We start from the raw sequence: 24987 nt of genomic DNA, 5'->3' as shown, positions 1-24987 counted from the left end.
CAAGAGATGACGAAGGGTATTCTATATGACAATAAATAATAATAAAATGAACAAATGAAAAAAATAGTTTTAGGAGTTCTTCTTTTATGTGGAAGTAGTTTATTGGCAGATGAAACGTATCATTATTTTATTAATCTTACAAAGGTGAACAACGACAGGGTTTCCGTAGTTCTTACACCACCTGATCTTAAACAAGATGAAATAGAGTTTATGTTTCCAGCAATGGTGCCCGGAACCTATGAAGTTTATGATTTCGGAAGATTTATTTCCAATTTCAAAGTAAGCGGGAAAAGCGGTGTAGAAATTAAAGTGACAAAAGTTGATGTGAATACCTATAAAATCTCGCCGGCTTCTAAGATTGATAAAATTACTTATGATGTGGATGATACTTTTGATAAAACAGATCTTCCCAATACCAAAGAAAAGATAATATTTGAACCAGGTGGAACTAATTTTGAAGAAAATAAAAATTTCTCAATCAATACACACAGTATGTTTGGTTACATTAAAGGATTAGCAGATAGAAATTTTGTTTTAGAATTCGAAAAACCAAAAGGCTTTTATCCGTCAACAGGTTTATCGGATATTAAAATTGGTGAAAGTAAAGATGTATTAAGTGTGTTTGATTACCATGATTTAGCAGATTCGCCAATCATGTATTTTGTGCCTGATACATCCACCATATTAGTTGGAAATACAAATGTTTTGATTTCATGTTATTCGCCTAACAAATTCATTACTTCTAATTATATTGCTTCTACGTTAAAAGAACTTTTGTATGCGCAGCGTGATTATTTGGGTGGAGAATTACCTGTGAATAAATACGCGTTTTTATTTTACTTTATTGATAGACCAACTCTTTCTGGGTCTCATGGCGCTCTTGAACATTCTTATTCATCTTTTTATGTCATGCCTGAGTATGATAGTACTTCATTACAACAAAATATTCGCGATGTTTCTGCGCATGAATTTTTTCACATTGTTACGCCATTAAATATCCACGCCAAAGAAATTGGAGATTTTGATTTTAATGACCCTAAAATGAGTGAGCATTTATGGTTGTACGAAGGCATGACAGAATACGCAGCACATCATGCTCAAGTGAAAGCTGGTTTAATTGACATCAATCAGTACATGAGTGTAATGATGCAGAAATACGAAAATAGCATTGAAGGATACAACGATACGATGAGTTTTACTTACATGAGTAAACATGTTTTGGAAGAAAAGATTCACACGCAGTATGCCAACGTTTATGAAAAAGGTGCGGTTATTGGAATGTGTCTGGATATTTTATTAAGAGATTTAAGTAACGGCGAATATGGAACACAAAACTTAATGAAAGACCTTGCAACAAAATACGGTAAGAATAAATCGTTTAACGATGCAGATCTTTTTAACGACATTGAAAAATTCACGTATCCTGAAGTTGGCGAATTTCTGCGTAAGCACGTTGGGGGCAAAACACCATTGCCAATGGCCGATATACTTGGCAGAGTTGCAATTGAATTCGCTAACGAAACAGTACTTTATGAATTTACGTTAGGTAACCCCGACTTAAATTACAACGAAACAACAAGAAGGCTTTTTATTGAGAACGCAAGTGATTTGGACGAATTTGGTAAAGCCTTAGGTTTAAAAAAAGGAGACGAACTTTATAAATTAAATGGCATAGAAATTAAGATTGAAGAAGTGAAAGAAGTTATTGGAGATTATTATAACAAAGTAAAAGAAGGAGACAACGTGACTATTGAGATTTATCGTCCTAAAGCCCTCAACAAGAAAAAGTACAAGCAGAAATCAGTAAGTGCGAGCGCTCGAAAAATAAAAATAGTACGCAAAAACCAAATAGGACTCATGAAAGACGCCACCGATAAACAAAAGGCAACTTTAAAAAGTTGGGTACCTTTTTAATTTTTAATAGATTTAAATAACGTATTTAATTTAAAAATTTAACGAATGAGATTTAAAAAAAATAAGAATGTAATTTTAATCTTGTTGTTTGTTTTTATAGGAAACATAAGTTTTTCGCAAGGTTCTTTGCCTCCGGGGCAATTTACAAGCACGAACAAAAAGGCAATCAAACATCTTAACGAAGGTAAAAAAGCTTTTGAAGTAAAAAATGATGCTCAAGCAGAGAAAAGTTTTTTGAAAGCACTTGACGAAGACAACAAATTTATTGAAGCCGCTTTGGGATTAGCAAATTTATATCAGCTAACAAATCATCATGACAAAGCAATTGAGTATTTTAAAAAAGCAATTGAGATTAATCCAAAATTTTACACCTATAGTTTTTACTTTTTAGCGCAATCACTTTTAGCTACAGGTCAATATGAAGAGGCTAAAAAAAGTTTGGATGTTTTTTTAAGTTTAGATAGGATAAATCCTGACACGAAGGATAAAGCCGCAAGAATGCTCGTAAATGCTGAGTTTGGCATTACGGCGGTTAAAAATCCTAAACAATTTTCTCCTGTAAATGTTGGCGAAGGAATTAATACAGATTTGAACGAGTATTTTCCTGCCGTTACCGCGGATGGTAAAAGTTTCATGTTTACTCGTGGATTAAGGGTTCCAGACTTTCCTCAAAATGAGAATGAAGATTTTTTTATGAGTGTAAAAAGAAATGATGTTTGGCAGGAAGCAAGACCTATTTATGAAATTAATACCCCTGGTAATGAAGGTGCCCCAACTCTTTCAGCAGATGGTAACGTAATGTTTTTTGTTTCCTGTGCGAATCAATTTGGAGAATACAGTGCCCCAGACAGGAAAGGTTATGGAAGTTGTGATATTTTTTACGCTCAAAAAATAGATGGACGGTGGACACGTCCTAGAAATGCAGGAAGTTCGATTAACACAAGTCATTGGGAAACGCAACCAAGTTTCAGTAGTGATGGGAAAACTTTATATTTTATTCGTGGGCATGTTGTAAGAGGTGGCGTTCGTGAGCAAGATATTTATTATAGTGTTATTGGAGAGGACGGGAGATTTTCGGAGGCAGTTAAATTGTCCTCTGTAGTAAATACACCTTATAAGGAAGAGTCTGTTTTTATTCACCCTGATAATCAAACCTTGTACTTTAGTAGCGAAGGACATCCTGGAATGGGTGGCTTAGATATTTTTATGACAAAGCGCCAGGCGAATGGAGAGTGGGGTACGCCTGTAAATTTAGGGTATCCTATTAACAGTTATGAAGATGACAATAGTTTGTTAGTGGATCCAGAAGGTAAATTGGCTTTTTTCGCAAGTGCAAGAAAAGGTGGTTATGGAGGGTTAGATATTTATCAGTTTGAATTACCTGCGGATGTGCGTCCCGAAAAAATCACCTATGTAAAAGGTAAAGTCTACAACGCCAAAACAAAAGAACCTTTAGAGGCTAGCTTTGAATTAATAAACCTTGAAACACAATTGCAAACAACAAAATCTTACTCTCAAAAAAATGGCGAGTTTTTTGTGACTCTTACAGCAAACAAAAATTACTTGGTAAATGTGAGTAAAGAAGGTTTCCTCTTTTATAGTGATAACTTTAGTTTGAAAGAAATTCAAGCTGATTTTAATAAACCATTTCAATTGGATATTCCCCTTGAACCCATTGATGTTGGAAGCATTGTGGAATTAAAAAATATTTTCTTTGATGTAGATAAATGGGATTTAAAACCGGAAAGTAAAGCAGAACTGGATAAATTAATTTCTTTTCTTACAAAAAATTCGAATTTGAAAGTAGAGTTGGGTGGACATACCGATAACAGCGGTGACAAAAAAAACAACCTCACTTTATCTTCTAACCGCGCAAAATCCGTTTATAATTATTTAATTTCCGAAGGTAAAATTGTTGCTGAAAGACTTTCCTACAAAGGCTATGGAGATACTATGCCAAAAGCACCAAACGATACACCTGAAAACAAAGCAAAAAATCGTAGAACAGAATTTAAAATTATTGGGAAATAGAATTTTCTAATTAAAAGCTTTCACCCACTTACTCAGAACATACAATTTAAAAAGCATTTTATAATGAAAAGGCTTTGTGATATCACACTTTTTAAGTGAAGCATAATTTACAAAATCAAATTGCGCAGCTTTAATTTCTTTTAACATTGCAGGCTGCAAGGCAAACATCCATTTTTCCATGGGAGTTTCAAAGCCTTTCTTATCGTAACGCGTATAAATTTCTTCTGGCAATTTGTTTTTTACAGCTTCTCTTAATAAATATTTAGAAACGCCATTTTGAATTTTCTTATTTCCGTTAAAAGAAAATAATAGGTTGATTAATTCAATGTCGTCACTAAACGGGGTGCGACTTTCCACACTGTGCCACATACCGCAGCGATCTTCACATTTTAAAAACGATTTTAAGCGCGTTTGATAAATATCGCTCATAAGTTGTTCGTTTACATCGTTAAAATAAACGTAAGAATTTTTCACTTCTGAACTTGCAAGAAATTCGGGCGTAAAAAATAATGGAAGCTGACTCTTATTAAAATGATAACTGTGTTTTAAACGTTCTTTGGCGTAAAAGACAAAAGATCCAGGAATTGTTTTATTAGAAGATTGAATGTCACGTACAGCTTTGAAATAATTGTTGCGATGAAAAAGGTTATTCCATTTAGCCGTAAAATGGTGATGGTACCCGCCAAAAAGCTCATCGGCACCCTGACCATCGAGTACAACTTTTATTTTATTTTGTTTCGCAAGTTCCATTACCTTATACTGCGCATAAGTACTTGTACTCCATATTGGCACATCTTGCGAATAAATTAGAGCGTCTACTTCTTTTTCGAAACTTTCTAAAGTCGGTTCAATTTTATGATGTTTAGCATGAATTCGTTTTGCAACCAGGTCAGCGAAGTGTTCTTCGTTAAAAGTTTCAGAACGAAAAACAGAAGTAAAACAGTGTATAGGTTGTTTAGTGATTTCAGCCATCGTTACTGCAAGCGCACTGCTATCAATACCTCCGCTTAAACAGGTTCCTACTTCTACATCACTCCGTAAACGAAGCTTGACAGAGTTTTCAAAAGTTGTTTTTATTTTTTCAATGAGCTCGTTTTCATTCAGAGAATCATTTTTTAGATTAACATGATCCTTTAGGTGATAGTAACTATAGGTTTTTAGTGATCTAGTGTTAAGGTCATAAACTAGATTAGTTCCCGGTGATAATTCAAAAACACCTTCAAAAAAATTAGCGGGTTCACTTTCCAAAAGATCATTGACGAGATATTCATGTAGAGCCTTTCTATTAATTTTAAAAGGAACTAACCCAGATTTAATAAACGCTTTTTGCTCACTTGCAAAAGAGAAGACCTGTTTATTGTTTACATAATAAAAAGGTTTAACTCCTAAACGATCGCGGGATGCAAAACATATTTTTTTCTCAGTATCATAAATACAAAAAGCCCACATGCCATTGAAACGTTTCACGCAATCAAATCCCCATTCTTGGTATGCAGCTAACACAACTTCAGTGTCGCTTTCAGAAATAAAGGAATGTCCAAGTTGTTTTAATTCTTCTCTTAATTCAAGGTAGTTGTATATTTCGCCGTTATAAGTAATCCAGTTTTTAGAATTACTGTTACACATGGGCTGGTGTCCGCTATCGCTGAGGTCTATTATTGAAAGTCTCCGATGTGCAAAAGCTAGAAAAGTATCGGGCGACTCTTTTGGAATTTCTTTTTTTGGAACATAATTTAAATCCGTACGTGAAAATGTTTGAACGGTATTGGAGTAAGGGGTAACATTATTTTCTGTTGCAAGAATAAAGCCTTCGCCATCTGGACCACGGTGAAGAATTATTTTACTCATGGAAACAATCTTTTCAGGAAGGTGCGTATCTTCAATTTGTTTTAAAATTATTCCTGCAATTCCACACATAAGAGGATGGGTTTAGTTTACCCACATAAAAACTTTTTTATTGTCAACGAATTTTTCCGTATCCTTTTCCAAAAGAATAAAACAAAAATCAATCAAGGGAAGTAAACCCAGAACACCTCCAAAACTAGCAATGTAAACAACCGGCACATAAGGAGCAGTTCCAAGATAAATACGATGAAGGCCAACAATGCCAAAAGGAAGTGGAAAGGCTAGAGCTGCTGCTGTTAATTTTTTGTTTTTATTATGTTTAAAGTGAAAAAATCGGAGAACAGGAGTCGGACGATTCTTATTTAAATCCATTATTTCAGTAAAATAGGAATCCAACGCGTCAAAATTCAAATCTTTTGAAAGTGATAACTTGTTTTCTAAAACGATAAAGGAACTTGAGTTAATTTTATTTATGCAAAATAATTCTTGAGAAAAAATTAAACAGAAAAGTAATAAAATTGATTTAACGCGCATTTCAGGCCTTTATCTTAATTATTTTGTTTGATTCGTTTTTCAAAGGTATCAAATTCTTAATATCAAGAAGATTTCAAAGAAGATTTTGTTATAAAATAGGAAGAGATTTTTACTTTTGTTTTTCTATATTTGAACCCTTAAAAATTATATTTTGACTTTAATTAAAAGTATATCAGGAATTAGAGGAACTATTGGTGGTAAACCCGATAATGGTTTAACACCGTTAGATATTGTGAAGTATGCTTCTGCATACGGAACCTTGATTTTAAAAAACAGTGGATCAAAAAATCCAACTGTAATTATTGGTCGCGATGCACGTATTAGCGGGCAAATGGTAACCAGTATTGTTAGTGGAACGCTTATTGGATTGGGAATCAATGTTATTGATCTTGAATTGAGTACCACACCAACGGTTGAAATGGCAGTAACCGAACTTAAAGCTCAAGGTGGTATTATTTTAACAGCAAGCCATAATCCAAAACAATGGAATGCACTTAAACTTTTAAATGAAAAAGGTGAATTTATAAGTGAAGAAGTCGGACAAGAGATTTTAAAACTGGCTGAAACATCTGCGTTTAATTATGCAGAGGTTACTGAATTAGGTAAGTGTTCCGTGAATACTGATTTTCTGGAAACGCATATTCAAAAAATACTCAATCTTCCTTACGTTGATATAAAGGCTATTGAAAACGCAAATTTTTCAATTGTTTTAGATGCAATTAATTCTAGTGGAAGTATTGCAGTACCGGCTTTATTGGCCAAACTTGGAGTTAAGAAGGTTCATATAATACATGGTGAACCTACTGGGGATTTTGCACATAACCCAGAACCGTTACCAGAACATTTAACCGATCTTAGTAACACGGTTAAAAAACAAAAAGCGCATCTCGGAATTAGTGTTGATCCTGATGTTGATCGTTTAGCTTTTGTTTGTGAAGACGGTGAAATGTTTGGAGAAGAATATACTTTGGTGGCTGTGGCTGATTATGTTTTAAAGCTAAAAAAAGGAAATACAGTTAGCAATCTTTCTAGCACCCGTGCGTTAAGAGATGTGACGGAAGCTAGCAATGGAAGTTATGCAGCATCGGCTGTTGGTGAGGTAAACGTGGTTACAAAAATGAAGGAAACCAATGCCGTAATTGGTGGTGAAGGTAATGGCGGAATTATTTTGCCTGAGTTACACTATGGTCGAGATGCGCTTGTTGGAATTGCTATTTTTCTTACTCATCTTGCTAAATTCGGAAAATCGGTCTCCATGCTTCGCAGTACTTATCCAAATTATTTTATTTCAAAAAATAAAATTGAATTAACTCCGCAAATTGATGTGGATAAGGTATTAATCGCTATCAAAGAAAAATATAAAAACCAACCTGTAAATACCATCGATGGTGTGAAAATAGAATTCAACAAAGAATGGGTTCATTTAAGAAAAAGTAATACCGAACCTATTATTAGAATTTATAGCGAAAGTCAAACCGAATCAACGGCAGACAGTCTTGCGAAAAAAATCATTGCGGATATAAAAGAGATAATAAGAGGTTAATAACCTAGTGCTTACAGCGTTTCCTTTACTTCATTACTGCACATTAATTGTTAAAGAGTCATCTTGCTAAATCAATTAGCATCACTTTAATACAGCTAATAATGGGTGTATATTTTAAAGCTATTTTTTCTATATTTACGTATATTTTTGTGTACTCAGTTCTTGTACTACTATCTTATACAATTTTTTAAAATGAATAAAAACAGACATATTAACAAGGCAATAATTCTATCTGTGATGCTCATCTGTTCTTTAAGTAGTTCAGCTCAAGAGTGGACATGGATTAAAGGTTCCAACACATACGGTGCCTTTGGAGTTTATGGGATCCTGGGTACTCCGGCAGTTTCCAATATACCGGGTGCCAGAGAGTCAGGTGCAACTTGGACCGACAATAGCGGTAATTTATGGCTCCTTGGAGGAAATGGCATGTCATCTGCTGCAAATGGTAGGTTAAATGATCTCTGGAAATTTGATCCTACAACACATAACTGGACATGGATGCATGGTTTAAATGCAATCAATCAAAATGGTATTTATGGCGTTAAAGGTGTTTCTTCGGCACTTAATATGCCCGGAAGTAGGTACCATTCTGTAACTTGGACTGATAATAGTGGAAATTTATGGTTGTTTGGAGGTTATGGAAATGACGCGCTTGGGTCAGTTGACAATTTAAATGATTTGTGGAAATATAATATTGCTTCAAATCAATGGACATGGGTAAGTGGAAGCAGTACAATCAATCAATATGGATCTTATGGTACCATCGCAGTAGCTTCTGTAACAAACACGCCAGGAGCAAGGAGAATAAGTACTGGTTGGAAAGATAATAGTGGTAATTTATGGCTTTTTAGTGGGTATGGTCTCGGAAGCTCCAGCGGGCCAGATGGTTTAAATGATTTATGGAAATATGATCCTGTTGGAAATACATGGACATGGGTTAAGGGTTCAAATAATACAGCGCAAATTGGAACCTATGGAACCAAAGGAATTGCTAATAGCTCAAACACGCCTGGAACAAGATATGGAGCGAAATCGTGGAAAGATAATAGTGGTAATTTATGGTTGTATTCAGGTTATGGGTACGCATCTTCTTCAATCGGTTATTTAAACGATGTATGGAAATTCAATGTTTCTACCAGCCAATGGACTTGGATGAATGGCTCAAACACTCAAGATGCAACAACTTTAGCTGGAACTCAAAGTGTACCTTCTTTAACTGCCTCCCCTGGAGGAAGGCACCTTTCTTCTCTTTGGTCAGATGCAAATGATAATATGTATGTGCATGGCGGTTCAGGCATGTCTTTTGGTGGCCCGCAGCAACTAAATGATACATGGAAATATAATTGCACCACAAATGAATGGGCCTATGTAAGAGGCTCATTATATGAAATAGCTGGTAACTACGGCACAGCAAGCGTTACAGCTACTTCTAATGATCCTGGGTCAGGATATTCACGTATGAGTTGGAAAGACAATTCAGGAAACTTCTGGCTCTTTGGTGGTGTTGGCTACGATATAAATGCAAATTTTAGCTATTTGAATGAATTATGGAAAATGAATCCTTGTGTGGCCGGAGCGCCAATAAATACCTCTGTTTTTTCTGGTCAAAATGCCTGCACGGGTAGCTCAGCCACTTTAAGCGCAATTAGTAATACCAATCCAATTTCCTGGTATTCTACATCTACCAGTACAACCGTATTAGGAACTGGGACAACTTATGTGACAGGTGCCCTATCTAGCGGCACTGCGGTTACTAACAGTTACACCTATTATGCCTCAGCAACAAATACTTGTGGTGCGAGTTTGGCAAGAACGCCAATAGTAGTGACGTCTAATAGTATTTATCCTGTGGTAACAACCGGAGCTGTTTATACGGTTGGGATTGCCATTCCTAATGGCGCAACTCCAAATAGTGACTGGTATGCCTGGGTTCACAATTTTGCTGATCCTGTGCCAACAGGAGGGATTATTGTTGGGATGGATCTGACCTGTGATTTGGTAGATCAAGGCTGGGGTGGGAGTGGAGCTGGAGCCAACCTACAAGTTGCCGATCAAACAATAGGTGTTCCGATTTTGTATCATAGCATTGCTTCTCATACTGTAAGTACAACGGCACCTTTTCCAACTTATGTATACGGAGGAACAAACACATTTAAAATGTATTTTGTTGGTTGGAGTGGTTGGCAGGGGTTTATCAGTAATGCATATTTGGTAATCAGATATCAAATTAAGCCTTCAGCACCTATTAATATTTGCCAGAACTCACCAATAAATTTAAAAGGCTACGGAGCTGCTACTTATAGCTGGACAGGTAGTGTTGTTGATAACGTGCCAGCATATCCTAACACCACGCAAAGTTATACGGTTACCGGTTACAATGTTTATGGTTGCCCAAACTCAGCAGTGCAGCAAGTAATTGTTACACCTTCACCAACACTTTCTTTAACAGGTAACACACTTGTTTGTATGGGGGCTTCCGTTACTCAATCAGCTACAATAACAGGAACTTCACATACTTTTTCATGGAACACCGGCTCTACAACAAGTTCTATAAGCTCAACACCAACGGTTACTACAAGGTATTCAGCTATTGCAATGAATACACTTACAGGATGTTCGCATACAGTTTCCAGACAAATAAAAGTTAGTTCACTTCCTTTTATTTCCGTCTCTGCATCTTCAAATAGTTTTTGTGCGGGACAAACAACATCTCTTGCTCTGACAACTAATGGAACTTCTTATGCATTGAATTTTGATGGGATTGATGATTACGTTAATACAAGTGCAATTTCCACCGAGTTAGGTAAGGCCGATTTTAGCATTGAAGCTTGGATAAAAACAACCGGAATCTCACAAGGTATCGTTGTTTTTGCAAATGCCAATAATTCATGGGAAACAGGGGAGAAGTGTATGTACCTTGATGCATCTGGAATACCCTCGTTTGTTGGCTATGGTAATGACTATATTCTGGGAACCACACCTGTTAATGATGGTTTGTGGCACCATGTGGCCGTAGTTTGGGATTATACTGGAGGTACTTCCGGGATTGGAAAGATTTATGTTGACGGTGCAGATAATACATACTCGGTCAGCTATTGGGCTAATAATAATAACAATGTTGGAACCTTTAAAATTGGAAGACCAAATTATTATCCTACAGAAGCACCAAATTATTTTACAGGTTTAATTGACGATGTTAGAATTTGGAACGTTGCACGAACAGCTTCACAAATTTCTACAAATCGTAATAGCTGTTTATTAGGAAATGAATCCGGACTGCAAGCTTACTATTCTTTTGAAGATGGTACCGGTTATTCCACACTATCAGATCAAACTGGATTGGGAAATACAGGTACATTAACGAACATGAGCACTTCAACGGCTTGGTTAAATGGAGTCAGTAATTGTTCGAGTAACTACGTTTCATATTCGTGGCTGCCAGGGGGGGCAATAACACCATCTGTTGTTCTTACTCCTTCCGTAACTAATGTATATACAGTTACGGTAACGGATAATTATTTATGTAATTCAACAACAACAAAAAGCATTACAGTTAATCCAAGCCCTTTAATATCAGTAAATAGCGGCGGTATTTGTGAAGGTGGATCTTTTACAATTAGTCCGAGTGGTGCTGTTTCATATACCTTTTTAAGTGGATCCACGGTTGTTACACCAACTGCGAGCGCGTCTTTCTCAATTATTGGTACAAGTGCTTTTGGTTGTATATCAAGTAGTGCAGGAATTTCCAATATAACGGTAAACCCGTTACCAGTATTAAGTATTAGTGGGCCAGTGGCAGTGTGTTCAGGCTCCTCGGTTGCACAAACGGTAAGTGGTGCAAATTCATATTCTTGGAATACAGGTTCAACAAACGCACTAATTTCCGTATCACCAACGGTTGCTACAACCTATTCAGTAATTGGTATGAATACAGTAACAGGTTGTTCTTCTTCAACATCCAAAATTATCAATATTGGAACCCCTCCAGTTGTCAATGTTAATGGGGGAAATGTTTGTCAAGGGGGTACTTTTACCCTCTCGCCTTCGGGAGCTTCTACCTATACCTTTTCGAATGGCACAACTACAGTGTCTTCGGTAGTTTCTCCTTTAGCAAATACGAGTTACTATGTGTCTGGTACAAGTTCCCTCGGTTGTGTTTCTATAATACCAGCCATTGCTAACGTAATTATAAATCCTGCACCAGCAATAGTAGTTAATAGCGGTGGTATCTGTGCTGGTACTGTTTTTACAATGACACCAACAGGTGCGAATACGTACACGTTCTCTAACGGATCCTCAACAGTATTACCAACTGCTAACACAAGTTATTCTATTACAGGAACGAATGTATTAGGTTGCGTCTCTATTGTTCCTTCAATTGCAAGCGTTACAGTTAACTCTCTTCCGGTTATATTAGCATCTAACGCTACTGTGTGTGCAGGAAGTAACTACAGCTTAGTAGCCTCTGGTGCAAATACCTATACCTTCGCTAATTCTCTCGGACCTGTCTCCCCTTGGGTTTCACCGCTTGTAAATACAACGTATTCAATAAGTGGAACAAATTCTCAGGGTTGTATTTCCGCTAGTCCTGCAATAATGCAGTTAAGCGTTTCACCACTTCCAACTGTAGCCGTTAATAGTGGTACCGTTTGCTCAGGTAGTATATTTACTTTAACACCAAATGGAGCTTCAACTTACTCTTATTCTAGTGGATCATCTACAGTTTCGCCATCGAGTAATATTTCATATTCAGTAACAGGAACAAGTGCACTTGGCTGTATTTCTGCAACTCCCGCTGTTGCAAACGTTACGGTTTTAACTTCACCGTATATTACGGTAAATAACGGTGTTATCTGTGCAGGTGATATTTTTACAATGACTCCATCTGGTGCCTCTAGTTATTCGTTTTCGAGCGTTTCACCTACAGTTTCTCCAACAATAAATTCTAGTTATACCGTTATTGGAACAAATTCACTGGGCTGTACTTCTAGTAATATGGCTATCTCAAATGTAATTGTCAATCCAAAACCTACTGTTTCTGTGCTAGGTAATACTGTTATTTGTAAAGGATCTAGCACAACACTTTATGCCACAGGCGCTAATAGTTATACTTGGAATGGGGTTCCTACTAGTGCAACGCAAATCCTTTCACCCACTGCTACTGTCGTGTATACTGTTATTGGTAGTAATATAAATCTATGTAAAAACACAGCAACTGTTAATGTGGTGGTTAATCAGTTACCCATTCTTAGTTTAAATTCCGGAACGGTTTGTCCTTTGAGTGAATTTACCATTATTCCTACAGGTGCGGTTACGTATTCATATTCCAGCGGATCTAATGTAGTAGTTCCAAGCATTACCAGTAGTTACTCAGTTATTGGTACAGACGTTAATGGCTGTGTTTCACAAATACCAGCGGTTACTACAATTACGGTTATCAATGCTATTTCAATTACTGCTAGTGGTGTTAGTTTGGTTTGTTCAGGACAACCCGCTTTGCTTTCAGTAACTGGGGCAAATAGTTATACTTGGAGCACTGGAGCAAACTCAAATACAGTTGCACCAACACCAAGCGTAAGTTCGACTTACAGTGTAGTTGGAGCGATTGGAACATGTATGGATACGGCTTTAGTTTCGGTCAATGTTAATCAACTTCCCAGTATTTTGGTTGGCTCCTCCTCATCTCTTGCTTGTGTAGGTGAAAGTTCAACTTTAACAACAACCGGTGCGGTAAATTATGTTTGGAGTTCTGGTGAAACAGATGGGGTGATTATAATTAATCCTGTTATTACAACTAATTATACTGTTGTGGGCATAGATGGAAATGGATGCTCAGGTAAAGCAGTATTTACTCAAAGTGTTTCAGAGTGTCTCGGGATTGATTCTAAAAATGTAAATAATTTGTTAATTAAACTGTATCCAAACCCAAATAACGGAGAATTTATAATTGAAGTGACAAAGACCTATAAAATGATTATGATGAATGCTTTAGGACAAATCATGAATGAAAAAATCTTAGTTGAGGGAATAAATAAAATTATTTTGGACGAGTCAAAAGGAATTTATTTTGTTTCCCTCAGTGACGGAATTATCAGTAAAACTATAAAAGTAATTAAAGAATAAAATGAGAGTTTGTTTTGTGATAATTTAATTTGTACCCAATTTTTAAACAGCATGGTAATGAATTATTTAGATTCAAATCAAACGATTGATTTTGCTCATAAATCGTAAAAATTTTGTGAAACTTTTTATCGGCTACTGCGTATATAAACCAGTATTATGCATGTTGTGTAATCCAAAAAAAAGGTTTAATTTTATTACTATATATCCAAGAACTATGAAAAAACTATACCAAGCACTTACATTAGCATTAATTTTTAGCTCTAGTATTGAATGCACTGCTCAGTCAGAAATATGGGGCCTGAATGCAAACGGAGTTAATGGCTATGGATCTATTTACACATTACCTACCGGAAGCACTGGCTTAAGTGCTCAATATAGCTTTAGTGGCAGTGTGGGAGCGAGTCCCCAATACTCAAAACTAATTGAAGTACCTGGTGGGAAACTGTACGGTATGACAAGTGCTGGAGGACTTAATAACGCCGGCGTAATCTATGAGTACGATACCCTTACAAATAATTATGCAAAAAAGTTTGATTTTAGCTCTAACAATGGTACAGCTCCAAATGGCTCTTTAGTGAGAGCTTCCAATGGTAAACTTTATGGTATGACTAGACTTGGAGGAGCTAATAATTTGGGGGTTATTTTTGAGTATGACATTAGTACGAATGTTTTTACAAAAAAAGTTGATTTTACAGGAACTACTGGCAGTGCAATTGGAGGTCAACCTTATGGGGCGCTAATCGAATCTGCACCAGGCAGTGGTAAACTATACGGTATGACTAAGTTTGGTGGAGCTGGTAATATTGGTGTTATTTTTGAATACGATTATGTAAATAACATTTATACTAAAAAAGTTGATTTTACTGGAAATGCTGGCTCTTTTGCAGGTAGCGGCCCGTTTGGTCAGTTAACGAAAGCGAACGGAAATCTATTTTACGGTATGACTTTTATTGGTGGTGTTAATGGAGCAGGTGTTATTTTTGAATATGACTATGTAAATGATGTTTATACAAAAAAGATAGATTTAGCAACCGCATCAGGGTCAAATCCTCAGGGATCATTAATCCTTGTTGGGTCTAATCTTTATGGTTTAACTTTTGTAGGTGGCGCAGGATCTCCTGCGGGTGGTGTTATTTTTAAATACGATTATACTTTTAATACTTACACTAAAATTATTGATTTGTCAGGTACGGGTGGTGCTAATCCAGCGGGAGATCTTGTTGCTGCCGCTAATGGGAAGTTATATGCAATGACGAGGCTAGGAGGTGCAAATGGAGCTGGTGTTATTTTTGAGTTAGATCTCTCAGGGCCAACCTACACAAAGAAAATTGACTTAGCGAATACGACTCTAGTTGGAGGCCAACCTTATGGCTCCTTGCTACAAGTATCTACTGGGAAAGTTTATGGTGTAACTTCTAGTGGAGGTACTCTTGGTGTTGGTGTTATTTTTCAATACAACATAAGTAGTAATACCTACACAAAAAAGATTGATTTTAATGTATCTGAAGGCATAAACCCAAGCGGGCACTTAATTCAAGCAAGCAACGGTAAATTCTATGGTATGACAACAGGCGGCGGCGCCAACAACCTTGGCGCTTTGTTTGAATATAATAAGACCGGACAAACGTATAGTAAAAAAGTTGACTTAACTTCTACTACAGGAAATACTCCAACAGGTTCCTTATTAGAAGCTACCAATGGCAAACTTTATGGTGTAACCTCCCTCGGCGGTTCTTCCTCCTCTGGTAGCTTGTTTGATTATGATGTTTTAACAAATATTTTAACTAAACGAGTTGATTTTAGCGCAACTAACGGGGCCGAACCGAATGGTTCACTGATCCAGTTTTCTTCAAACGGTAAATTGTATGGCATCGCTAAGTATGGTGGAGCAAATAGCCAAGGAGCTATTTTTGAATTTGATCCTCTTACGAATACTTACACAAAAAAAATAGATATGTTGGCCGCGAGCGGTTACAGTGCCTATGGTTCTCTGGTTGAATCTTCAGGTAAATTATATGGAATGACTTCGGCGGGTGGGCTTAATAATTTAGGCGTTATTTTTGAGTACGACCCTTTATTAAATACTTACACAAAAAAAATTGATTTTAGCGGAACTACCGGCGCAGCAATAGGTGCTAATCCTTTTGGGTCTCTTGTTACAACCGCAACAGTTGGAGTATTATATGGGATGACAAAAGCAGGTGGAGCAAATGATCTAGGTGTTATTTTTGAATACAGTGTTTTATCAAATACCTACGCAAAAAAATACGACATGACTGGTTCGAACGGTTCGATGCCACTCGGTTCTTTAATTAGGGCAGCCAATAATAAGTTATATGGAGTTACAAATACAGGCGGTACAAATTCTTCAGGAGTGCTTTTTGAATACGACATGTCAACGACAGTTTATACAAAAAAAATTGATTTTTCTCTCGCTACTGGAAACTACCCCGCTTATACCCAATTATTAGAAGTGTGTACTAAACCACTTACTCCTGGAGCCATAACATCAAGCACGAATTCAATCTGTTTTTCGGATGCAAGTGCCAAGAGTTTTAGTATAAGCGCTGTTGCTAACGCCACCGCTTATGCATGGACTTTACCCTCGGGTGCTTCAATAACATCTGGTAGCACAATAGCAAATATTGTAACTAATTTATCTGGAGTTGCAGTAGGTTCATACACATATGGAGTTTCTTCTGTCAACGAATGTGGTACTGGTACATTGAGTATTAATACGATCACTATTAATGCTATACCATCTATTAACGTGAATAGTGGCCCCATATGTGCAGGCTCCTTTTTTACAATTGTTCCTACTGGAGCTTCAACTTATTCTGTGCAAGGAAATTCTTTTCAGGTATCACCTTCCTCTAATACTACCTACACGGTTGTGGGTTATAGTTCTCTTGGTTGCGCCTCATCAAACACACCAGCTGCTTCTGTTACCGTGAACGCACTTCCTATAATAGGAGTAAATAATGGTACTGTTTGTTCAGGTACCCCATTTACGATTACTCCAATTGGTGTTATCACATCAACGATTTCAGGTGGTTCATTTGTTGTGTCACCAACAACAAATACTTTTTATACAATTACAGGAACTGACGGAAATAACTGCGTCTCTGCAAATACAGCTACTTCAAACATAACAGTAAACCCATTGCCGTCTATTTCAATGAGCAGTAGAACAATGTGTGCTGGCGGTTCCGCAACACTTTCTCCTAGTGGAGCGTCTAATTACACCATTGGTGCGTTAATTGGAGCTGGTCCATTTGTGGTGAGCCCTGCAATTACGACAAGTTATTCGGTAGTTGGTGAAAGTTCTTTTGGTTGCATTTCCTCAAATACACCTATAGCTTCTGTAACCGTATATACTTTACCATTAATTTCCGTGAATAGCCCTACAATGTGTTTGAATAAGAGTGCTGTTATTATTCCTTCTGGAGCAGGTACGTCCGGAACCTATACTGTAGGCGTTTTAAATGGTGCCGGACCATTTACTGTTACCCCTGGCTCGACTACAAACTATAATGTTTCCGGAACTAGTTCATTAGGTTGTATTTCCTCAAATACGGTGGTTTCGGCAGTTACTGTTTATTCATTGCCGGTTGTTGCTGTTAATAGCGGATCAATTTGTTTTGGAGGAATTCACACATTTAACCCAAGTGGAGCAGTTAGCTACACCATGACTGGTCCGTTAATAGGCACTACATTTACCGCATCTCCTCCATCAAGCACTAGTTATACTTTCTCAGGAACGAGTTCAGCTGGTTGTGTTTCTCAGTTTCCAGCTACAGGAAATGTGACCGTGAATGCTTTGCCAACCTTATCAGTTAATAGCGGCACCGTTTGTGCAGGAAAAGCATATACTATAAGCCCATCTGGAGGAACAAACTATACTATTCAGCCGGGGACGGTGATCAGTTCTACAGGAGCGATTGTTAGTCCCACAGGTAATACTGTTTATTCAATAATCGGTCAAAATGCGCTGGGTTGTGTGTCTTCAAGCCCAATTAATTTGAGTGTCACTATCATTGCGTTACCTGTTGTATCAGCCACGAGTGGTGCAATTTGTATTGGAGATGTTTTTACCACTAATGTTAGCGGTGCAGCATCCTATACATATTTTTCGACAGCTCCAAGCGTTACAGCGCTGGGATCGGTTACATTAAATCCAAGTAGCACAACTAACTACAGTTTGTATGGAACAAGTTCCGTAGGATGTATTTCAACTATTCCAGTTATTATGACTATAACTGTAAATCCATTGCCTATTATTAGTGTGGGTAGTGCTTCAAATGGAATTTGTATTGGCGAATCAGCTACATTAACCGCCTTCGGTGCTAATACTTATAACTGGGGAACGTCTACAAATTCTTTAATAGTTGTTTCTCCTGTTATAAATACAACTTATTCTGTAACAGGAACGGATTTGAATGGCTGCTCTAATCAAACAGTTTATCCTTTAACGGTTAATGTGCTTCCTACAATTAACGTCATCAGCGGCGCAATTTGTCCTGGTAATTGTTTCACCTTAACACCAAGTGGTGCCTTCACATATACTTATTTGTCTGTAGGCAGTAGTGTTATTTGCCCATCTGTAACAACAAATTACTCAGTCACTGGAACCAGTGCTGCAGGATGTGTATCTGCATTGGCTGGAGTGGCAACAGTTAGTGTTGTAAATATTCTAACGGTTACAATAAGTGGTAATACAAGCGTTTGTCTTGGAGGAACTTTAAACTTAACCGCTAATGGGGCAAGTAACTATAATTGGAGTACTGGCGATGCAACAAATGCTGTTACAGTTTCACCTACAAGTAATGTAACCTACTCGGTGCTCGGTTCAAGCGGAACTTGCAGTAATACAGCTAGTGTTTTAATTACTGTAAATCCATTGCCAACAGTTACAGCCGTGGCAAGTAGATCAATTGTTTGTTTAGGTGAAAATGTTGAATTAACCGCAAGCGGGGCTGTTTCGTATTCTTGGAACACAAGTTCAACTAACGCTTCAGTAATAGTAACACCAATTGTTTCTTCAAGTTATACGGTTACAGGCGTTGATGCAAATGGCTGTTCAGAAACGGGCACTGTAAATATATTGGTTAGTGAGTGTACTGATTTAAATAAACTCGTTACTGGTTCATGGCAATATGCCGTTTATCCTAATCCAAATATTGGAGAGTTTGTGATTGAAACTTCTGCCGGACTGACTATAACCATTATTAATGCTTTAGGTCAGAATGTTTTAACTCAACAATTAAGCCAAGGTAAAAATTCAATTAATTTGAATGAGCAACCAAAAGGAATATACTTTGTTCAACTTAAGAATGGAAATTCAACAAAAATTGTGAAGGTGGTAAAACAATAGTTTTCCATTTCAAAGTGTCTTAAATTTAAAAAGCAGGAAGAGTTTCCTGCTTTTTTTGTTAAAACGACAATTCCAATATATTAAAGGATTTCGTTAAATTTGCAGCGTAAAATAGCAAGTATTAGTTAGATCGATCTGGAATGAAAGTGTATTTAGACAACGCAGCAACAACCCGTCTTGACGAGGAGGTTTTAAAAGCTATGATGCCATTATTGGCAGAAGATTTTGGGAATCCTTCTTCAATACACTCATTTGGAAGAAAGACAAGAGCTTCAATTGAAACTGCACGAAAAACGGTTGCTAAAATCTTAAATGTTACACCGGCAGAAATATTTTTCACTTCTGGAGGAACTGAAGCTGATAATATGGCCATTACTCAAAGTATTGAAACGCATGGTATCACTCATGTTATTTCGAGTCAAATTGAACATCATGCTGTAGAACATACAATTAAAGTTTTAGAAAAAGCAGGGAAAATAAAAGCAAGTTGGGTTAAAAGCGATAAAAATGGGAATATTGATTTAATTAACCTGGAAGAGCTTTTAAAAAACAACCCACGCAGTCTTGTTTCTCTTATGCATGCAAATAATGAGATCGGCACTCTTCTCCCATTAAAAGAAGTGGGTGAACTTTGCGAAAAATACAATGCTATTTTTCATAGTGATACAGTTCAAACTATGGGACATTATAAGATGAATCTTCGTGAATTGAAAGTGCACTTTGTTACTTGTGCGGCTCATAAGTTTCATGGCCCAAAGGGCGTAGGTTTTTTATACATAAATCATCTGTGTAAAATTTCACCTTTTATACATGGAGGTGCGCAAGAAAGGAATATGCGAGGAGGAACTGAAAATGTTGCAGGTATTATTGGATTAGCAAAGGCACTTGATATTTGTTTTAATGAAATGGAAGCGCATCAAAAGCATATTATGGAATTAAAAGATTACATGCGTGAAAGTTTAATTAAAAAGATTCCGGACATCGAATTTAATGGAGAAGTTTCACACGATAAATCACTTTATACTGTTTTAAATTGTCGTTTTCCAAATCACCCAGATGCTGAGATGATTTTATTCAACTTAGATATTATGGGAATTGCTGCTAGTGGTGGAAGTGCTTGCAGCAGTGGAAGTAATCAAGGAAGTCACGTTTTAAGAGGTTTAGGAATTGAAATGGAAAGACCTTCGGTGAGATTTAGTTTTAGTAAATACACTACGAAAGAGGAGATTGATTTTACACTTTCTAAATTAACTGAATTATTTGCCGTAAAGGCAAAGGTTTAAAGTCATAAAAACACACACAATAAATAAACAATTATGTCAGATATTAAGTCGGTATTAGAGAACACTAAAAGTTTTATGGAAAAAGCTATTTCGCATTTGGAGCTTGAGCTACAAAAAGTAAGAGCTGGAAAAGCTAATCCTGTAATGCTTGAAAACGTGATGGTAGATTATTATGGAAGTAAAGTGCCCATTAGTAATACAGCAAGTGTAACCACGCAGGATGCTAGGACTCTTGTTGTTCAACCATGGGAAAAAACAATGCTAACGCCAATTGAAAAGGCTATACAAATGGCGAATCTAGGATTGAATCCTCAAAACGACGGTGTGTTAATTAGAATCATGATTCCGCCTTTAACAGAAGAACGCAGGAGAGATCTCAGTAAAATGGCGAAAAGTCTTGGAGAAGATGCAAAGGTAGGAATACGTACTGCTCGTAAAGAAGCTATGGAGCAAATTAAGAAGTTACAAAAAGATGGTCTACCTGAAGATGAGGCTAAAAGTGGCGAAACCCAGGTTCAAACCTTAACCGATAATTATGTTGGCAAAGTAGACAAACATATTGAACAAAAGGAAAAAGAGATTATGACTGTATAGATTTTATTGAAGAATTAAATGAAAAAACCCGCTCAGATATCTATCTGAGCGGGTTTTTTGTTAATTAAAATTTTGAGTGTGATTTAAGTCTTCAAATTTATAAGTCAACCAATCTGAATCCAAACATTATATAAATTGGGTAAGAAATCGCAATAATTTAATTAACAGGAGCGAATTAAGCTAACTTCACGTTAACTGCGTTCAATCCTTTTTTACCTTCCTGAATGTCAAAAACAACTTCGTCGTTTTCACGAATTTCTTCTTTAATACCAGAAACGTGAACAAAAACTTCTTTTCCAGATCCTTCAACTTTGATGAATCCGAAACCTTTTGTTTGATTGAAAAACTTTACTGTACCTTTTTCCATTTTTTTTACTTTTTATTTTTTCCCTTTTTTGTTAATTAAACAGTTCTGAGAAAAAAGGGGATGACTCAGTTCTGCTAAACTTTTAAACTTTAGTGTTTAAAATCTTACCAAATCAGTTTTTATCTGCTTGCAATTATTATTAATTCTTAAAAAGGAAATAAACGAATTGCAACTGTGAGAAAAATGAGAGATGTTGAGAATTTAAATATTAATTCGTTTAAAAGATTATAACAAATTTATATTATATATTCCATAAATCCAAATATTCAACTTATAACTATTTAATTTTCAGTTAAATAAACTTATTTTAAGCCTTGAATAAGCCGTATTTTAGGATGCAATAAATAGCCCTAAAACCATCTTTCCAACCAATTTTTTTGCCTTCTTCATAGGTTCTTCCATAATAGGAAATGCCTACTTCGTATATTCTTATTTTAGGAATACGGGCAATTTTCGCGGTTACTTCAGGTTCGAAACCAAACCGATTTTCTTTGAGTTGAATGTTTTTAATAATATCAGATCTGAACAATTTGTAACAGGTTTCCATATCTGTTAAATTAAGATTGGTGAACATGTTACTTAAAGTTGTTAATACCTTATTGCCTAGGGAATGCCAGAAAAACAATATCCTGTGAGGCTGTGCTCCAATAAAACGACTTCCGAAAACTACGTCACCCATTCCATTTAAAATCGGTTTTAGCATTAAATTGTATTCTTCCGGATCATATTCTAAGTCGGCATCTTGAATGATAATATAATCACCACTTGCCTCTTTAATTCCGGTATGCAAGGCAGCGCCTTTACCTTTGTTAACTTCGTGTTTACGGTATTGAATATTGAGATCGGGGTTTTCTGTTTTGTAATTTAAAATTGCTTGTTCCGTTTCATCTTTTGAGCAATCGTTAACAATAATGATTTCCTTTTCTACGTCACCTAGTAAAACAACCTCTTTTATTTTATTTAAGATAAGGTGAATGGTTCTTGCTTCGTTGTATGCGGGTATTACAATTGATAATTTCATTAAGAATGTACGTTGTTTTTAGCGTAAATATAAATTAATTATTTTAGTTTATCTTAGAGCCTGTTTTACATGTAATGAACAAAGTTCTTATTCTTACTTATTATTGGCCTCCAAGCGGAGGGGCTGGCGTTCAACGCTGGTTAAAGTTTGTGAAATACATGCAGCAGTTTAACTGGGAGCCGGTGATTTATACGGCAGAAAATGGCGAAATTCCAGTACTTGATGCGAGCTTGCAAAAGGATGTCCCTGAAAACATAACGGTTCTTAAAACCTCAATTTGGGAGCCTTACACCATTTACAAACGTTTTATTGGAAGAAAAAAGGAAGACAAGATCAATGCTTCGTTTTTAAATGAAAACAGAAAAACCGGTTTCACGGAAAAATTAAGTGTATGGATCAGAGGTAATTTTTTTATACCAGATGCACGAAAATTTTGGATTAATCCAAGTATCCGATATCTGAGTGACTACATCCGAAAAAATAAAGTAAACTATATCATCAGCAGCGGACCGCCGCATAGCATGCACTTGATAGCTTTGGGCTTAAAGAAGAAATTTCCTGACCTAAAATGGATATCAGATTTTAGAGATCCTTGGACGAATATTGATTTTTACGAAAAGCTAATGTTGACTCCGTTAGCTGATAAAAAACATCACAAACAAGAATTAAGTGTTTTAAAAAATGCGGATGTTGTTCTTAGCATTGGAAAAGCGATGAGTGATGAATTTGAAAACATGTATGTAAATGCTGGTGGTACCGATCACAACAAGTTTAAAGTAATTACCAATGGTTTTGATGAAGAAGATGTAAGTAAAGAAGAGATTGTTAAGGATAAAAAATTTAGCATAGCACATATAGGCACTTTGGTTAAAGACCGTAATCCTTCTATTTTGTGGAAGGTTTTGAACGAACTGATTAAAGAAAATATTGACTTTAGAAAACAGTTGCAAATAAAATTGGTTGGTAAAGTTGATATTTATATAAAAGATCAGATTGAAAAATATCAGTTAAAAAACTTTGTAAAAACAATTGACTATTTACCGCACGATGAAGTAATAAAGGAACAACAACGTTCGCGTGTACTTTTATTATTGGTAAATAACACTAAAAATGCCAAAGGTATTTTAACGGGTAAGTTTTTTGAGTATATGTCTTCCGGTTCACCAATTCTCGCCATTGGTCCAAAAGACGGCGATTTAGCCGCCATAATAAATGAAACAAACAGCGGCTTAATAAGTGGTTTTGAAGATGAAGAAAATTTGAAGCAGAATATCTTAGCTTATTTTAATGACGGGTACATTAATAGAAATGAAGCTGCAATACTTAAGTACAGTAGAAAAGGACTGACGAAGAAGTTGTGTGAGGTTTTGAATAGCCTCTGATTTTAGCTTGATACTTAGATTGAACCACATAAGAGATATAAGGGCACATAAGAGTGCTAGAGTTTTCGACCATCGACTTTAATCTAGTGACTATCGACTACAGAGTCAACGCATTTAATTTATCAATAAAAAACAAAGCCATTTTATTCGTATAAAACTTGTCTTTGAATTGGCCAACCCATTGAATTCCGTTGATACTATTGGTTAAAAAGATTTCATCTCCATTCATGAGTGTGTAAGTTGTAATTGCACTTTCGAAAGTAAGAATTTTGTTTTCTGTAGCCAGATTCATAATTTGTTTTCTCATTACTCCCGCTACGCAGCCTTCTGTTAAAGGTGCTGTGTAAAGAGTGCCGTTTTTTACCACAAAAATATTTGAGCTAATGCTTTCACATATAGTTCCGTTTTCATTTATTAAAAAACAATCGTCTAGCTTCATACTTTGTTTGGCAATTCCGGCCATTACATACATAAGCGCGTTTCCACTTTTAATATTAGACAATTTGTTAATTGATTTTTTTATATCTGCATAAATATCTACCCAAAATCCTTTTTGATTTAACTCGTAGCCGCTGGGCAGTTCTTCACTTTCGATTAGGAATGAAATGTCATTCGTTTCGGGAGTGTATAATCCCCCATCGTTTCTAAATACAGTGAGCCTAACCCTTGCATGCGGAGCATGCGTGTTGTGCTTTAAAAGTTGAACAATGAATTCATGAATATTATCACTGTTAAACTCTGCCGGTAAATTCATGCGTAAAACTGTCATGCCCAACTTAAGCCGTGTTATGTGATCACGCAAAAACATTATATTGTTATTACAAACGCGAATGGTTTCGAATAAAGAATCACCATAACGGAAGGCGCGATTAGAAAACGAAACACTTGGCTCGTAAATACTGATTAAGTGTCCGTTAAATATACAGTATGAGTCCTTGGCCATTTATGTTATAGCGTTTGGAATACAAATTTGCGT

The 24987-nt window shown here is 36.3% G+C and carries 13 protein-coding genes; 8 read left to right on the top strand and 5 right to left on the bottom strand.

What is annotated here, in order from left to right; translation table 11 throughout:
- The first annotated feature begins 54 nt into the window (after positions 1-54).
- Together P2086_RS16785 and P2086_RS16780 are read left to right on the top strand one after the other, a co-directional pair.
- Positions 55-1914 (top strand): M61 family metallopeptidase, encoded by a 1860-nt coding sequence (locus P2086_RS16785; protein ID WP_317897914.1) that lies wholly within the window; start codon positions 55-57, stop codon positions 1912-1914.
- Between the two features lie 45 nt (positions 1915-1959).
- A complete protein-coding gene (locus P2086_RS16780) occupies positions 1960-3945 on the top strand; it encodes an OmpA family protein (protein ID WP_317897913.1) in 1986 nt (661 codons plus the stop codon).
- Positions 3946-3951: 6 nt separating this feature from the next.
- On the opposite strand, the gene asnB is transcribed toward P2086_RS16780, so the two are convergent.
- The gene (asnB, locus tag P2086_RS16775; RefSeq protein ID WP_317897912.1) at positions 3952-5862 is read right to left on the bottom strand and encodes an asparagine synthase (glutamine-hydrolyzing); all 1911 of its coding nucleotides are present in this window, start codon (positions 5860-5862) and stop codon (positions 3952-3954) included.
- A gap of 12 nt (positions 5863-5874) precedes the next feature.
- Positions 5875-6324 (bottom strand): NINE protein, encoded by a 450-nt coding sequence (locus tag P2086_RS16770; protein WP_317897911.1) that lies wholly within the window; start codon positions 6322-6324, stop codon positions 5875-5877.
- A gap of 151 nt (positions 6325-6475) precedes the next feature.
- Between P2086_RS16770 and glmM the strand changes: the two genes are divergently transcribed.
- The 5 genes from glmM to frr all read left to right on the top strand — a co-directional run bounded on the left by glmM (position 6476) and on the right by frr (position 21241).
- Positions 6476-7867: a phosphoglucosamine mutase gene (gene glmM, locus P2086_RS16765; protein ID WP_317897910.1), complete on the top strand. Its 1392-nt coding sequence runs from the start codon at positions 6476-6478 to the stop codon at positions 7865-7867.
- A gap of 192 nt (positions 7868-8059) precedes the next feature.
- On the top strand, positions 8060-13990 hold the full coding sequence (locus P2086_RS16760; RefSeq protein WP_317897909.1) for a LamG-like jellyroll fold domain-containing protein: 5931 nt from the start codon (positions 8060-8062) through the stop codon (positions 13988-13990).
- Positions 13991-14204: 214 nt separating this feature from the next.
- On the top strand, positions 14205-19364 hold the full coding sequence (locus P2086_RS16755; RefSeq protein WP_317897908.1) for a choice-of-anchor tandem repeat GloVer-containing protein: 5160 nt from the start codon (positions 14205-14207) through the stop codon (positions 19362-19364).
- A 140-nt stretch (positions 19365-19504) separates the two neighbouring features.
- Positions 19505-20647, top strand: coding sequence for a cysteine desulfurase family protein (locus P2086_RS16750; RefSeq protein WP_317897907.1), 1143 nt, complete (start codon positions 19505-19507; stop codon positions 20645-20647).
- 33 nt (positions 20648-20680) lie between these two features.
- A complete protein-coding gene (gene frr / locus P2086_RS16745) occupies positions 20681-21241 on the top strand; it encodes a ribosome recycling factor (protein ID WP_317897906.1) in 561 nt (186 codons plus the stop codon).
- Positions 21242-21416: 175 nt separating this feature from the next.
- Here the strand turns inward: frr and P2086_RS16740 are convergent, their stop codons facing one another.
- Together P2086_RS16740 and P2086_RS16735 are read right to left on the bottom strand one after the other, a co-directional pair.
- Positions 21417-21608: a cold-shock protein gene (locus P2086_RS16740; protein ID WP_317897905.1), complete on the bottom strand. Its 192-nt coding sequence runs from the start codon at positions 21606-21608 to the stop codon at positions 21417-21419.
- Between the two features lie 307 nt (positions 21609-21915).
- On the bottom strand, positions 21916-22629 hold the full coding sequence (locus P2086_RS16735; protein ID WP_317897904.1) for a glycosyltransferase family 2 protein: 714 nt from the start codon (positions 22627-22629) through the stop codon (positions 21916-21918).
- Between the two features lie 74 nt (positions 22630-22703).
- On the opposite strand from P2086_RS16735, the gene P2086_RS16730 reads away from it, so the two are divergent.
- Positions 22704-24011 (top strand): glycosyltransferase, encoded by a 1308-nt coding sequence (locus P2086_RS16730; protein WP_317897903.1) that lies wholly within the window; start codon positions 22704-22706, stop codon positions 24009-24011.
- A gap of 97 nt (positions 24012-24108) precedes the next feature.
- On the opposite strand, the gene P2086_RS16725 is transcribed toward P2086_RS16730, so the two are convergent.
- The gene (locus P2086_RS16725) at positions 24109-24954 is read right to left on the bottom strand and encodes an aminotransferase class IV (RefSeq protein WP_317897902.1); all 846 of its coding nucleotides are present in this window, start codon (positions 24952-24954) and stop codon (positions 24109-24111) included.
- Positions 24955-24987: the final 33 nt, after the last annotated feature.

It is taken from the genome of Aurantibacillus circumpalustris (assembly GCF_029625215.1).
Taxonomy (GTDB): domain Bacteria; phylum Bacteroidota; class Bacteroidia; order B-17B0; family Aurantibacillaceae; genus Aurantibacillus; species Aurantibacillus circumpalustris.
The sequence above is the reverse complement of the archived record's forward strand: the minus strand, read 5'-3'. Positions and strand labels throughout refer to the sequence as shown.

Excerpts from the sequence above, each read along its gene's own strand:
- P2086_RS16785 (WP_317897914.1), top strand. The coding sequence starts at position 55 with ATGAAAAAAATAGTTTTAGGAGTTCTTCTTTTATGTGGAAGTAGTTTA.
- P2086_RS16780 (WP_317897913.1), top strand. The coding sequence starts at position 1,960 with ATGAGATTTAAAAAAAATAAGAATGTAATTTTAATCTTGTTGTTTGTT.
- asnB (WP_317897912.1), bottom strand. The coding sequence starts at position 5,862 with ATGTGTGGAATTGCAGGAATAATTTTAAAACAAATTGAAGATACGCAC.
- P2086_RS16770 (WP_317897911.1), bottom strand. The coding sequence starts at position 6,324 with ATGCGCGTTAAATCAATTTTATTACTTTTCTGTTTAATTTTTTCTCAA.
- P2086_RS16760 (WP_317897909.1), top strand. The coding sequence starts at position 8,060 with ATGAATAAAAACAGACATATTAACAAGGCAATAATTCTATCTGTGATG.
- P2086_RS16755 (WP_317897908.1), top strand. The coding sequence starts at position 14,205 with ATGAAAAAACTATACCAAGCACTTACATTAGCATTAATTTTTAGCTCT.
- P2086_RS16750 (WP_317897907.1), top strand. The coding sequence starts at position 19,505 with ATGAAAGTGTATTTAGACAACGCAGCAACAACCCGTCTTGACGAGGAG.
- frr (WP_317897906.1), top strand. The coding sequence starts at position 20,681 with ATGTCAGATATTAAGTCGGTATTAGAGAACACTAAAAGTTTTATGGAA.
- P2086_RS16740 (WP_317897905.1), bottom strand. The coding sequence starts at position 21,608 with ATGGAAAAAGGTACAGTAAAGTTTTTCAATCAAACAAAAGGTTTCGGA.
- P2086_RS16735 (WP_317897904.1), bottom strand. The coding sequence starts at position 22,629 with ATGAAATTATCAATTGTAATACCCGCATACAACGAAGCAAGAACCATT.
- P2086_RS16730 (WP_317897903.1), top strand. The coding sequence starts at position 22,704 with ATGAACAAAGTTCTTATTCTTACTTATTATTGGCCTCCAAGCGGAGGG.
- P2086_RS16725 (WP_317897902.1), bottom strand. The coding sequence starts at position 24,954 with ATGGCCAAGGACTCATACTGTATATTTAACGGACACTTAATCAGTATT.